This window comes from Halomonas shantousis (genome assembly GCF_054654615.1).
The window spans coordinates 1,536,613-1,549,665 of sequence record NZ_BAAIER010000002.1; the positions used below are offsets into that span (position 1 = coordinate 1,536,613).

Sequence of the window (13,053 nt, forward strand, 5' to 3'; positions counted from 1 at the left end):
TGCGGTGCATTACGCTACTTCGACACGGCGGCGATGGCCTGGGTGACGTAGGGCAGATTCTCGGTGGAAAGCCCCGCCACGTTGGCCCGGCCTGAACGCACCATGTAGATGCCGAACTCGTCGCGCAGGCGGTCCACCTGTTCGGGCTTGAGGCCGGTATAGGAGAACATGCCGCGCTGCTCGGCGACGTGGGCAAAGGCCTTGTCCAGCCCGTAGGGCTTGAGTGCATCGACGAAATCGCGGCGCAGCCCGTTGATGCGATCGCGCATTTCGGTGAGCTCCTCGCGCCAGGTCGCTGCCAGTTCCGCGGATTCCAGTATCTCGCAGACGATGGCGCTGCCATGAGCCGGCGGGTTGGAGTAGTTCTCGCGGGCGACGATGGCCATCTGCGAACGAACGTTTTCCATCTGCTCGGCGTCCTTGGCAATCAGGATCAGACAGCCGGTGCGCTCGCGATAGAGGCCGAAGTTTTTCGAGCAGGAGCTGGTGATGATCATCTCATCGAGATTCTCGGCCAGCAGGCGTGCGCCGTAAGCGTCCTCTTCCAGGCCGTCGCCGAAGCCCTGATAGGCGAAGTCCACCAAGGGCAGGAGGTTGCGCTCCTTGACCACTTCCAGCACCTGCTGCCATTGGGCGTTGGAAAGATCGAAGCCCGAGGGGTTGTGGCAGCAGGCGTGCAGCAGCACCACGTCACCCTGAGGGATCTGCTTGAGGGCTGCCAGCATGCCGTCGAAGTCGAGGCGATTGTCGGCGTCGACGTACGGATACTTCTTCAGCGGGACGTCGGCAGCCTCGAAGATGCCCAGATGGTTTGGCCAGGTGGGGTCGGAAACCCAGATCCCCTTGCCGGGCAACTGGGTCTTGATGAAGTCGGCCGCCAGACGCAGGGCGCCGGTTCCCCCGGGGGACTGGGTGGCGCTGGCCCGGTTGGCAGCCAACACGGGGGATGAGTCGCCGAGTACCAGCGAAAGGATGAACTGGCCGAAGCGCGGGTCACCATGAGAGCCGATATAGCTCTTGGTTGTCTCGTTCTTCAGCAGCAGCGCCTCGGCTTCCTTGACGGCCCGCATCACCGGGGTGATGCCGTGTGCATCGCGATAGACGCCTACGCCCAGGTCGACCTTCTGTGGATTGGGGTCCTGGTTGAAGGCTTCGATCAACCCGAGAATGGCATCCCCGGGCACCCGCGCAATCTGCTCGAACATGTTACTTCGCTACCTCGTCGGTTCTGGCGGCCATGATGAAATCGTTCTTGTGCAGGCCCTTGAGCTTATGGGTCCACCAGGTCACGGTGACCTTGCCCCATTCGGTGAGCAGTGCCGGATGATGGCCTTCATCCTCGGCAATTTCACCCACCCGGTTGGTAAACGCCAGAGCCTGCCGGAAACTGCGGAACGCATAGACACGTTCCAGTTGCATGATGCCATCGCGCTCGACGAACTGCCAATCGGGAAGCTGGGCTTTCAGCTCGCCGAGTTCTTCTTCGCCAAGGGGAGGCGCATCGGTCCGGCAAGGTGTGCAGGCGAGTAAGCGAAGCGTGTTCATGGGTATCTCCTGCGTGGCAGCTTGCGTCATGATGTGTCCGTTCGAATCATGGCACGCCTGTTGGACTAGACTGAAGGTACGAGGCCTGAAGCACGCACGCTAGCCGGTCGATAGGAGAATCGATCGTAGCGGTCCACTTATAGTGGCCAGACGGGCGACGAGTGTCATGACCGGCAGGTGATCTCCAGGCCATCCGCTGTCCGGAGGCGTTATTGATCAGCCTAGCCGTTTGACCGCACAGTCTGTAGCCCACTTGATGCATTTAAGGAGCACATCATGATCAAGGAGTTGTTCGTTTCAGCGGCGGTGACGACCGTGCTTGTCGCTGCCCCCGCCATTGCCCAACAGGACGACAGGAATGCCGAGCCTCAAGATCCCCATCAGGAAAACTATCATCAGGACGAACCGCATCGGGACTACGTGACCGTCAACGATCAGAATGACAATGAGTACCAACATGGTTATGGCAATCAGCAAGTCATAAAACAGCCGGATGAGGAGGGGCAGGGCGGTCAGAGTGAAGGCAACGCTGGTGGCAACGAACCACAGGGCAGCCAGGGCGGAGAAGGGGAAAGTTCCGGCGGGCAAGGCGCTGAAGAAAGCAATCAGGGCGGTTCCGGTGGCCCTTACAACAGCCAAGGCAGCTAAAATATCATTGATGCCTTGCCAGTTGATGGCATTCAGCTAGTCATGTAATCAGGTCTCGTGCAGCCGGTCCTGCCGACTGCACGCGGCTACAAGCGATACGCCGTAAGCATTGGCCTGTCTTTCTCGGTTGTCGATTAACCTCTAGGTTGTGCGAATTTATACCGACGTTGCGTAACATTATTGTTTGTCGATACATGCTGTTGTTGCTTGATCCGGAGGACAGTAAAGCCTTGGGTAATTTGTCACCATCCATTTGGTATATTTTCTTGAAGAAAATTTAAATTTTCTTGTGCTTGAGTCTCGGCTTGTTTGGCGTGGAACGGTAACTTTCTGATATTTCGAAATGAATGTTTATTGGCTTGATCTTTAATGACAAGGCGATACAGGAAAGGCTTTATCTTGCATCGTCAGCTTCTAAGTTGATTGTACGTGGCTAGTTTACGGTGAACAGCTAGCCTACGACAATGCGAGATTTCATTGGCTAAAGGAGAGAGCCATGTTCAAGCAACTACTCATCACGGCTGCAGTCTCATCCGCACTTGCCACTTCCGGCGCCGCCATGGCGCAGCAGAGCGGGAGTAACCGAGGCTACGATAGCCAAGATTATGGTAACCAGAGCGGCTATCAGCAGGGCAGCCAGAACAGTTCTGGAAGTCAATGGAGCAATAATAACGGCGGCGGCCGAAACTACGGTAACCAGGATAGTTATGGGGGCTATAACAATCAGGGCAGCCAGAACTACGGCAATCAGAGCGGTTATGGCAACCAAGGCTACAATAACCAAGGTAGCCAGGGCTACGGCAATCAGAGCGGTTATGGCAATCAGGGTTACAATAATCAGGATCGTCAGAACTACGGCAACCAGAGCGGTTACGGCAACCAAGGCTACAACCAGGATCGCCAGAACTACGGCAACCAGGGCTACAACCAGGATCGCCGGAACTACGGCAACCAGAGCGGTTACGACAACCAGGGCTACAACCAGGATCGCCGGAACTACGGCAACCAGAGCGGTTACGACAACCAGGGCTACAATCAGGATCGCCGGAACTACGGCAACCAGAGCGGTTACGGCAACCAGGGCTACAATCAGGACCGCCAGAACTACGGCAACCAGAGCGGTTACGGCAACCAGGGCTACAATCAGGATCGCCAGAACTACGGCAACCAGGGCTACAACCAGGGCAGCCAGAACGATAGTGGCAACCGCGGTGGTGGCTCCGACAGTTTCAACCGGGGCGGTTCAGGGGGCTCCAATAACAGTCAGGGTAGTTAAATAGGACGAGCACTACGTGAAAGCACACGAATGACCAGGGCAGCCGGGAGACTGGCTGCCTTTTGTCATGTCTCTTCGATAGCCTCCTCGCGTTTCGATGATCATGTGATCCGATGATCCGCATGACCCGCCCCCACCGGACTTGGCATAATGCGTCTTTTGCCCTTCTTCTTCTAGGGATGACGCATGACCGCCTGGAGCAAGCTTCTCGTCGCCACCACGCGGCTGATCGATCTTCACGACAGTGCCCATGAGCCGGGTTCTTCCTTCGTGCAGGTCAGCCAGGAGCAGCGTCGCGGTCTGCGCGACGGTTACTGGCTGGACCTCGGCTGTCTGTTGCTCGACTTCCTGCTCGACGTCGACTTCGCCACCAATAGTGCCTTTGTCTCGCAAACGCGCTGTCTGGCGCACCTGCGCGAGCACTATCCCGACCTGCCTCTGGACGACCTGAGTTTCGTGATCAATCTGTTGGCCACGCCCAGCGAGATTCATTTTCGCGCTATGCCGGCGGCCCGAGGACTCGGCGAGACGCGGGGTATGGTCAGCACCAAGCGCACCGCGTTGATTGAGAAACAGGGCCAGACAGGCCAGGTCCGCCTGACGCCCAGCGGTCGGCAGGCAGTGACCCTGGCCAGTCAGGTCGAGGATCTTCTGTACTCCGAGTACGATGCCGCCAAGATACTGGCCGCACTGGCCAGAGGCGACTTCGCACGCATTCCCGATATCACCAACCAGATATTGATGGCGATTCGCGCCCTGACGCAGGAGTTGCGCCGGGTACGCGAGAATCCGACGCGCGAGGGCAAGCTCCGCGCCTTTCTCGATAATGAACGCCACTACCATAACGCGCTGTCGACGATTCAGAGCACCTTGCTCAGTGCACGCGCGCAGCTGGCCACGCCCGACGTCATGCAGCGTTTTGAAGCCTGGGATGAGGCCGTGGAGGAGGAGTGGGATCTGCGTATGCTCTCGGGGGCCATCGGACGAGTACTGACCGCTATCGAGAACCTGTCGCGCCGGCTCTCCGAGTTGCTTGCGGATATTGCCGAGGGGCGTATCCAGTCGATGGGCGTGGTCGACTTCGCCGACCTGGCGCGACGAGCACTTCATGCATCGCTGCCGGCCGCGCTACGCGATGTCCTGGTCATGCGCATGATGCCGTTCGGGCTCAGGGTGGCCATGCCTCGTGTCGAGCCGCTGATTCCTCTGCTCGAGAGCCGACGGGCCGAGAGGAGCGAAACCGCCCTGGTCTTTGACGAACACGCCGATGCTCGCCCCGAGGCTCCATTGCTGGCACGTTTTCTCGAAGCGCGCGGCCCGGCTCTGCGCCAGCGCCTGGATAAGGCCCCGCTATCGCTGCCCGAGGCGCTGGAGGAGGGGTGGCATCGTTTCGAGGGTCAGGACTGCCTGGCCCAGTTGCTCAATACCTTCGTGGACACGCAGCTCTTGGACAGCCACCTGGCGGTGGGCGTCGAGGCCCGGCCCTTCGCGATCACCCTGCCGGATGGCCGGCGCATCGAGGGGCCGGTCACACCGTCGCTCGGGTTTTTTCAGACAGCCGACGCCGAGCCATCCTCCCGCAACGAACCATCAACGGCGCCGCCGCGCGTCGTCGAGCAGGACGAACCCCTATGAACATGACCGAGATGGGCGAAGTCGTCGCCTACCTGTTGCGCTATCGCACCGCCGAGCGCCAGCCCGGCAACGGGCGCAAGCGCCGTGCGGCGCGTGAAGGGCAGTTGGCCGAGCGCGACGTCTGCGCGCTGATCGACGATGCGCTGGAGTCCGAGCGCGAGGCGTTGCGTGATTTCCTGGCCGGGCAAGGGCTGCGCCTCAAGGTGTTCGAGTCCGGCGACTACCCCGGCATCGCCCCCGGTTCGCGACTCTACGCGCTGCTGCCCGACCCGGAGCTGGAGCAGCCGCCGCTGTATACCCGTGAGCCGATCTTCGATGCTCTGCGCTTACGTCAGGAGAGCCGCGCCGAACTCGCCCAGTGGTATCTGCAGCTATGGCTGCTGATGCAGGCACTGCTCTATACCCGGATCAACCGCGCCCTGTCGGACGTCAGCCGTTATCAGGAAGCGACTTTCGCCACGTCCGAACTGGTCGAGCTGATGCGCGAACAGCTCGAGACTCTGCGTGCCCAGGGCGACAATGCCCCCGAGACCAGTCGCGTACTGCTCGAGGAGCGTGGCGAGGATATTGCCCGGCGGGTCAAGGCCTTCATCGATCTGCATATCCAGGCCGGCCATCTCGAAGCCATTCGCGACAGCCGGCATGACGCCGAGGGTGACGACATCTGGCAGCAAACTCTGCTGGGGGCTCTGGAAGCCGAGCAGGTCGGGGTGCATCACCTGTCGCATCTGGTCGACCTGCTATCGGGTGAACGATGCCTCGATACGCAAGCCGAGAAGAATGGCGACGAATCGACAGGCAGTGAGGAAAACGGCCGGGATGAGGCCGGCCTCGTGACCGAGGCTCAGGGCGACATGCTCGACATGGCCGAGGATGGCGGCAGAAAAGACGTGCCGGTGCAGGATACGGCCACCGCAGGCCAGGAACCGGAGGAGCGGGCATGAGTGTCATCAATCGCATCGAGGTCGCCAATCTGCTCAACAAGCACGGCGACATCGCCTCTCCCTGGGACGCCAAGATGCGTCACCTGCTGCTCGACCTGCGCGGCCAGTCCAGCGCCATCAGCATGGAGAACGGTTTCGGCAAGACCACCCTCGCCGAGGCGCTGATCGGTCTGCTATCGCGCGATCGGACCCTGCTCGCACGTACCCGACGCAAATGTTCGCCATCCACCGTGACGGGCCATGGGCGCAGCTGGTCGCATCTACGTGTCGAATTTCGTGCGGGAGAGCGCGGCGGGCAGGGCGACATGCTCTCCGCTGCCGGCGAGGAAGTCGCCGGCGAGACGTTCGTGTTCGGCATGTACGGCTACAGCGACGGCAGCGGGCTCGCCTTCTACCACTATGGCGGGCGACTCGAGGACGTGCCGGTCCACCACATCACCCGTGATGTCAAGCTGGCGCTATATGCCAACACCGATGTACAAGCCGCCATGCGTCGCCATGGCGTGACGCGCAGCGCCAACCGCGAAGAGTGGCTGGACGCCGTCGGCGCGCATATTTCGCGGCGCGAACTGGCCCAGCTCGCTGCCTTCCAGAAGGAGGGCGGCGCCGACAAGAGCCAGATCTTCAACGCCATCAAGCCTCGCGCCGGTGAAAAGGCTGACCAGGCGTTCTTCTTCGAGGTGCTGGCACCGCAGATCCTCTCCGGCGCGACCCGCGGTGAGACCGACGAAGGTGAAGAGCTGATCGAGGACGTGATCCTCAATTCGGGCACCAAGGTCACCGAGCTTCGTCATCGCCTGAACGAGGCCGAGAAGGACCAGCGTCGTACCGAAGACAAGGTCACGCGGCTGGCCGAGCTCAACGCGCAGGGCGAAACCCTGCTTGATGCACGCCGCCAATTAGGCGCACTCGATGAGGAGCTCGCGGCCAGCGAACGTATGGTGGGTGGCCAGGCCCTGCTGGCCCTGCCGGGACTGCCGCGGCAGCCCGATGCCGATGCCGATGAACTGATCGCGGGCTTTGCCTGGGCGGCTGGCGATACCGAACGGCCCAGGGTTTCCACCTGGCTGCTCGCCCGGCTGACCGGCCAGGCCGAGCGTGCCGTGCGCCAGGCGTTGTCCGAGCGCGGCGTGCGCGTCGACGCACACCGCCGGCTGGTGCATCTGCCCGAGGCGGCATGGCCGCAGGCACGCGAGGTGCATCACGTCACTTTCGCTGCCGCGCGTGCGTGGCTCGCAGAGAGTCTTGCCTTCAGGGACGACTCCGCACGTTCCCGAGCTCTGGGCCGGCTGGATGAAGCGGCAGAAATCTTCGAGAGCCTCGATGGCAACCGCTTCCGCGAGGAGGTGATCGCCGACCGTCGATATCTCAAGGAGCTCAAGGCCGACATCGAAGCCGACGATACGCAATGGGAGCGGCTCGATCACGAACGCGAACAGCTCGAGTCGCGTCAGCGCGAGTTCACCGACAACCAGAGCTTCTATACTCAGGCCTTGTCGCAAGGGCTGTTCGGCGAAGAAGAACTGGAGGCGCCGGAAGCCACCCGGGATGCTGCCATGGCCAGAGCCGACGAGGCACGTCAGGCATTGAATAGCCATCTCGGTCGGATCGGCGAGCTGCGCCAGCCTGCCCAGTGGCATGCGGAGTTCAAGGCCGCCCACCCACAAGCTTCGCCGAGTGAGCTGCTGGCACTGAAGAGCGAGCAGCAGGAGACATTGCGCGAAGAACTGGAGCAGGTCGACAGCGAGCGGGGCGAAGCGACTGCCCGGCATGCTGCCATGCGTGAAGAGCGCCATCGACTGGACGGCGAGCGCCAGCGCCTGGAGGGCGAGCAGGGGCCGCTGCAGCAAGGGCGCGAGGCCTGGCAAGCCTTCATCGAGGGCTGGCCGGAAGCCGACGTTCACGAATTCTGGTCGCGGCGCAAGGCCGAACTCTCCGAGTGGCATCAGGTTCTGCGCGAGCAGCGCCGACGCCAGGACGAGGCCAGATCCCTGCAGGCCCGGTTGACGCCGCTGGCCGAGGCGGCGCGGCGCTATGCGCAGATTCATGGCACCGACGAGCCGGTTCATCTGCGCGACCGCCTCTATCGCCGATTCCGCGAGATCGAGGACGAGGGCCATCGCCTGGCTCGGGAAGAGCAACGCCTGCGTGAACTGCATCAGGCCCGGCTACGCTTTGGCGAGTTCAGCGAGTCGACACCGGCACAGTGGCTCAAGGATGCGAAGGGCCGCTATCCGCGTCTGCTGCGAGAGGCGGAAGGGCTGGACGCGCATATCGTATCCCGCGAGCGTTATCTGGAAAGCCTGGCCGGCGACCCCCTGGCCCGTCAGGTTGCCGAGAGTGAGGCGCACCGAATCCTCGACGATGCCGGAATTGCCTTCGTGGCGCTGCATGAAGCGCTGACGGCCAGCGGTGCCGACGAGACGCAGCAGCGTGGCTGGCTGTCCCAGGCGGCCGGGCAGCTGTTCGCTCCGGTGGTCGCGGGTGAGGCAGCGGCCAGTGAGGCGGCGGCTCTCATGATCGAACACGGGCTGGGCGTGCCCGTATTCGAAACCGGCAGGCTGGCCGATTGTCTGGCTCAGGGCTGGCCGCCATTGGGCGCCGTGCAGGGCACGGAGACGCTGGCGGTCAAGGCCGCTCTCGATCCACAGCATCTCACGGCGCTGCGCGATGAGATTCAGAGTCGGTTATCGATCGATCGGGAGCGTCGTATCGCTCTCGGCGATGAGATTGGACGCCTCGACCCGCATGGTGAGCGTTTTGCACTGGCTCTGCAGGCACAAGCGGCCGATGGCGAGAACGTCGAGGCGGCCCTCGAGGCCATCACGGCAGAGCAGGCGGCGCTCTCCATGCATCGTGAGCAACTGGCGCCGCGTCTGAGCGATGCCGCGCTGGCGGTGATCGACGATTACCAGCGCTATCTGCTCGAGGGAGGCGACAGGACCCTGGAAGCGGCCGCTGAAGATCTGCTCGATACCGAAACCCGGCTGGCCGAGCTGACATCGAAGATCCGCGAGGCCGAGAGTGCACTGGAAACTCACGGCGCGACCTGGCTGGCGGCGGAGAAGTTCGCCGATGCCGGTGGGGTCGAACGCTTGGCGGGGATCGAGTCGCGCCTGGAGGAGATTCGTGAACAGGGCGAAATCGTCGGCGAGCGCGAGAATGACGCGGCCGAGCGGGTGGCGTCGCTGCATCAGCGTGGCGATGATCTGGCGGCCCGGCTGCGCAACCTGTTCACCGACGGTGAACGCGATCGGCTGCGCGCGCTGGCGGCATTCGAGGATGCGGGGGGTGAGGCCTTCATGGCCGCTGCCGAGACGGTAAAGGTCGAGTTGGAACAGGCCGCGACTACCGCCGGCCGGCGCGCCGACTTCGATTTCGCGCGTATTCGCTCCTATCTCGACATGCGTGACGAGAGGGGAGGCAGCCAGAAACTCGAACGCGAAGTGGCTCGGCTCAAGCGTGAGCTCGGTATGGCTCGTGAGTCGCGCAAGGCCAAGGCCGGCGAGCTGCAGGCGGTCGAACGACGTCTCGATGCCAACCAGCAAGCAATGACGCTGAGCGACCAACTGGGCATTGCCTGGCTGGCAGTGGTGCGTGAGCTGCCCGCCGATTGGGCTCGCCGTCTGGCAACGCTCGACAACCTTCCCCAGGCCAGCCGCTGGCCCTTCGATCATCCGCAGGCCGAGGCACTGGACAGGGCGCTCGCCGACTGGTGCCATCTGGCAGGCAGCGACGCAGGCGATGACGAACGTATCGATCTTGCTGCGCTGGAAGTCTGTCAACAGACCCTGATCGATGCGCTGGATGGGCTCAATCTCGGCGAACGTTCACGCAACCGCGAGCGTCTGGCGCGCGATGTCGAGCTGCGGGCTCAGGCGCTGGACGAGTCGCTTCGGGACGTCCGGGACAGCCGCCTGTTCAACGATACGGAGCGGGCGCGGCTGACCACACTGGGAGGGGTGAGCCCGGCAGCGCTTCTTGAGCTGCAGGCGCTCTATACCCAGCTCGAGGGTCAACTCGCCGAGCACCATGACCGGGTGGCCAAGCTGCACGCGTCGCGCGAGCACATCGAGGGGACGCTGGTCGAACGCCTTGGCTCGATCATCGTCGACGCCGCTGGCAATCTGGATATCCTGAAACGCGTGGCGCGCCGCAGCGGGGACGGTGGCGCCTATTTCGAGGTCAAGGCATCGCTGATCGAGGATGAGGCCGTGCGCGAGTTGATCCAGCAGCTACTGGCCGACATCGATGAGCATCAGGTGGCCATGCGCCGCCGCCAGCAGCAGGAGAGTGGCGAGGCCGGCACCGATCGGCGTCGCCTCCCGTACGATAAACAGCAGGAGGAGCTTGGACGGCAGATCCGGCGTCGCATCTATCGTGGCCTGTTCCGCGACGTGTCGATCCGTATCAAGCATGAGGCCATCCGACCTCACGGGCGGCTGTTCTCGCTCAATGAGGACATGTCCGAGGGCCAGCGCGAGGCGGTGTCGCTCATGTGGCTGGTCAAGCTGTCGGAATTCGCCATCGAGCGCGAGCTGCGCGATCTGCCGGGTCATCACAAACGTCGTGCCCGTGCCGGTCGCGAGAGTGTGATTCTGCTCGACGGGCTGTTCTCCAAGCTCTCGCATCGCCGTCTGATTCAGGATTCTCTGGAGTCGCTGCGCAATACGCGCGGCCGCTTCCAGATGATCGGCCTGATTCACAATCCGAACTATGAGAACGACGCGACGATCTTCCCCACCTACCTGATCGGCAGCGTGATCGGCGGTACTCAGGGGCAGGGCGGTCATGTCATCGTGCGTGATGGCCGCATCGTCGATTCTCACAGCCAGGCCCGCAGCGTGGGCGAGGCCAGCCTGTTCGGAATCCATGTCACGGAACCGACATCATGAGTCATTTAAGCGAGCGTGCCGAAGCGGTGCAAGCTTGGTTGGAAGGCGACTGGACACTGCACCGGCGGCAACCCACCGAAAAAGGACGCCGGCAGGAAGACAAGCGCTGGCGCAGCCAAGCCTTGGTGGCGCAGCTCTGGCGCGAGGGTATTTGCCCCACCGGGCCGGATGGCTGGGAAGCGCTGCACGAACTGGCCGGGGCCGGGGTGATCGAGACCGAAGCCTTGACTTCCCTCCGGCAGCGCCCTGATGTGTTGGTGTGTCTTTCCGAGGCGCTGCGTCATCGTCTGGAATCGGAATTCGCCGAACCGGACGGTTCGCTGGGACTGGATGTCGCCCAGGCTGCGGTCTGGCGTCATGTCCTGGATGGCGTGCTGCAGGACTGGTCCCTGCAGGACCAGCAGCGTCTCGCCGATGGGCTGCGTGCGCTGGCGGCTAATCTGCCTGCTGCGTACGCCCTCAGTACGTTCGGGGCCAGCGCACGGTATCTGCTGGGCAGCAGCAGGCTGCTCACGGCGCTGCCCCGTGAACTGGTGCGCAGCTTCGGTATCGACACGATGGTCTTTCGCGGGCCGATGGCCTGGGTATTGACGGCGATGCCCGCCAAGCCCGAGGGAGTGTTGTGGATCGAGCATCCGCAAAGTTTCGATCGGGCCTGCCGAGTGGGACTCGACAAGCGCCTGGCGCTGGTGTGCAGCTTCGATCATGGTGCGTCGTTGGACGAGGCACTGCAGGCACCGGAGCGGGTGAGGCTGATGGGCGGCGGTGCCTCGTGGCAGACGCTTGACGAACTGCTCGCCTTGCCTAATGTCACGTTCTGGGGCGATCTCGATTCCGAGCGTTTGGGCTTCTTCCAGCGCCTGCGCCAAACCGTGCCGGGGATTCGCCTGTCCGCACTCTACGCGCCGATGATCGAACGTCTGGAAGCTGGAGGTGGGTATCCGCTGCATGCGCTGACCGGCAAGACCAACCGGCGCCATGTCGGCGCGCGTTCTCCAGGCCACGTGTCGCGGGGGTTGGATCAGGAGGTGCTTGACGATGCCAGCCTGATCGAACTGGCCGGCCAGCCCCTCGACGAAACGTTGGCACAGAGATGGCTATCGACTCTGTCCGAATACGATGAGGTGAATGACTGATGCCTGTCTACGGTGTCGGTGACAGTACCCTGCGCGCCCTGGGTGGCGAAGCGGCGGTGCGTGAGCTGGTCGATCGCTTCTATGATGCCATGCAGCGTCTGCCCGAGGCGCGGGGAATCCTGGCGCTGCATCCCCGGGACCTGAGCCAGTCACGGGACAAGCTGACCACCTTCCTGATCGGCTGGATGGGGGGCCCCAGCCGTTACCGCGAGCGTTTCGGGCCCATCGCCATTCCCGCCGCACATCGTCACCTGCCCATCGGCCCCGAGGAGCGCGACGCCTGGTTGTCGTGCATGCGTACGGCGCTCGACGAGATGGGGGTCGACAGCGAGCTCGAGAACTACTTGCTTTCGCAGTTACGTCATCCCGCCGAGATGTGCCGCAACCGCTGATCATTCTTGCCGCCGCGTCGCATTGCTTCTGCCACTTCGCGGAGGGGGTTGGCGTGTCGGTATAGATACTTGCTTAGCTAAGTAATTCTTTGCTATTCTGATTAGCATGCTAAAAGAATATCCCTCCTCCCTGGATAGCCTCGGGCTGCGCCTGGGTCATGTCCACCGTTTATGGCGCATGGTGGTGGATCACACCGTGGCGCCTCTTGGCCTGACGCAACCGCGCTGGACGGCATTGATCGTGCTGCGTCATCTGGGAGAGGGTGCGACCCAGAAGCGACTGGCCGACTCGCTAGGCATCGAGCTGTCATCCCTGTCGCGTACGCTGGAACAACTCGAACGACAGGGTCTGGTGCATCGCTGCACCAGCGCCGGGGACCGGCGGGCGCGCGAAGTGTGGTTCACACCAGAAGGCCGGCACGTACTGGCGGAGCTCGATGCCCGTGCCAACGAGGCTCGTGCGCGCCTGCTCGAGGGCATCCCGGAGCAGGAGCGTGACGCGTTGCTGCGGGTATTGTCGCGTATCGAAAGCAATGCCGATGAAGTGCTGGGCTTTTCCTGAGCCTGTCGCTGGATTTCCGT

General features: G+C 62.8%; 10 protein-coding genes. 8 read left to right on the forward strand and 2 right to left on the reverse strand.

The window, feature by feature from the left end:
* Positions 1–14 precede the first annotated feature (14 nt).
* Both ACYQ12_RS07575 and ACYQ12_RS07580 read right to left on the reverse strand, forming a co-directional pair.
* Positions 15–1,205, reverse strand: coding sequence for an amino acid aminotransferase (locus tag ACYQ12_RS07575; RefSeq protein ID WP_459869717.1), 1,191 nt, complete (start codon positions 1,203–1,205; stop codon positions 15–17).
* A gap of 1 nt (position 1,206) precedes the next feature.
* Positions 1,207–1,545 carry a 4a-hydroxytetrahydrobiopterin dehydratase gene (locus ACYQ12_RS07580; RefSeq protein ID WP_459869719.1) on the reverse strand — a complete coding sequence of 113 codons (339 nt, stop codon included), beginning with the start codon at positions 1,543–1,545 and terminating at the stop codon, positions 1,207–1,209.
* Between the two features lie 276 nt (positions 1,546–1,821).
* Between ACYQ12_RS07580 and ACYQ12_RS07585 the strand changes: the two genes are divergently transcribed.
* The 8 genes from ACYQ12_RS07585 (at position 1,822) to ACYQ12_RS07620 (ending at position 13,033) form a co-directional block, all read left to right on the forward strand.
* On the forward strand, positions 1,822–2,193 hold the full coding sequence (locus ACYQ12_RS07585) for a hypothetical protein (protein ID WP_459869721.1): 372 nt from the start codon (positions 1,822–1,824) through the stop codon (positions 2,191–2,193).
* Between the two features lie 496 nt (positions 2,194–2,689).
* The gene (locus tag ACYQ12_RS07590; RefSeq protein ID WP_459869724.1) at positions 2,690–3,469 is read left to right on the forward strand and encodes a hypothetical protein; all 780 of its coding nucleotides are present in this window, start codon (positions 2,690–2,692) and stop codon (positions 3,467–3,469) included.
* Between the two features lie 186 nt (positions 3,470–3,655).
* Positions 3,656–5,104, forward strand: a complete 1,449-nt coding sequence (locus ACYQ12_RS07595; RefSeq protein ID WP_459869727.1) for a hypothetical protein — start codon at positions 3,656–3,658, stop codon at positions 5,102–5,104.
* Positions 5,101–6,048, forward strand: a complete 948-nt coding sequence (locus ACYQ12_RS07600; protein ID WP_459869730.1) for a hypothetical protein — start codon at positions 5,101–5,103, stop codon at positions 6,046–6,048. The genes ACYQ12_RS07595 and ACYQ12_RS07600 overlap by 4 nt, the downstream gene beginning before the upstream one ends.
* Positions 6,045–10,943: a hypothetical protein gene (locus tag ACYQ12_RS07605; RefSeq protein WP_459869733.1), complete on the forward strand. Its 4,899-nt coding sequence runs from the start codon at positions 6,045–6,047 to the stop codon at positions 10,941–10,943. The genes ACYQ12_RS07600 and ACYQ12_RS07605 overlap by 4 nt, the downstream gene beginning before the upstream one ends.
* Positions 10,940–12,079: a hypothetical protein gene (locus ACYQ12_RS07610; RefSeq protein WP_459869735.1), complete on the forward strand. Its 1,140-nt coding sequence runs from the start codon at positions 10,940–10,942 to the stop codon at positions 12,077–12,079. The genes ACYQ12_RS07605 and ACYQ12_RS07610 overlap by 4 nt, the downstream gene beginning before the upstream one ends.
* Positions 12,079–12,471 carry a group II truncated hemoglobin gene (locus ACYQ12_RS07615; protein WP_459869738.1) on the forward strand — a complete coding sequence of 131 codons (393 nt, stop codon included), beginning with the start codon at positions 12,079–12,081 and terminating at the stop codon, positions 12,469–12,471. The genes ACYQ12_RS07610 and ACYQ12_RS07615 overlap by 1 nt, the downstream gene beginning before the upstream one ends.
* 106 nt (positions 12,472–12,577) lie before the next feature.
* Entirely contained in the window at positions 12,578–13,033 is a 456-nt protein-coding gene (locus ACYQ12_RS07620) for a MarR family transcriptional regulator (RefSeq protein ID WP_459869741.1), read from the forward strand.
* Positions 13,034–13,053: the final 20 nt, after the last annotated feature.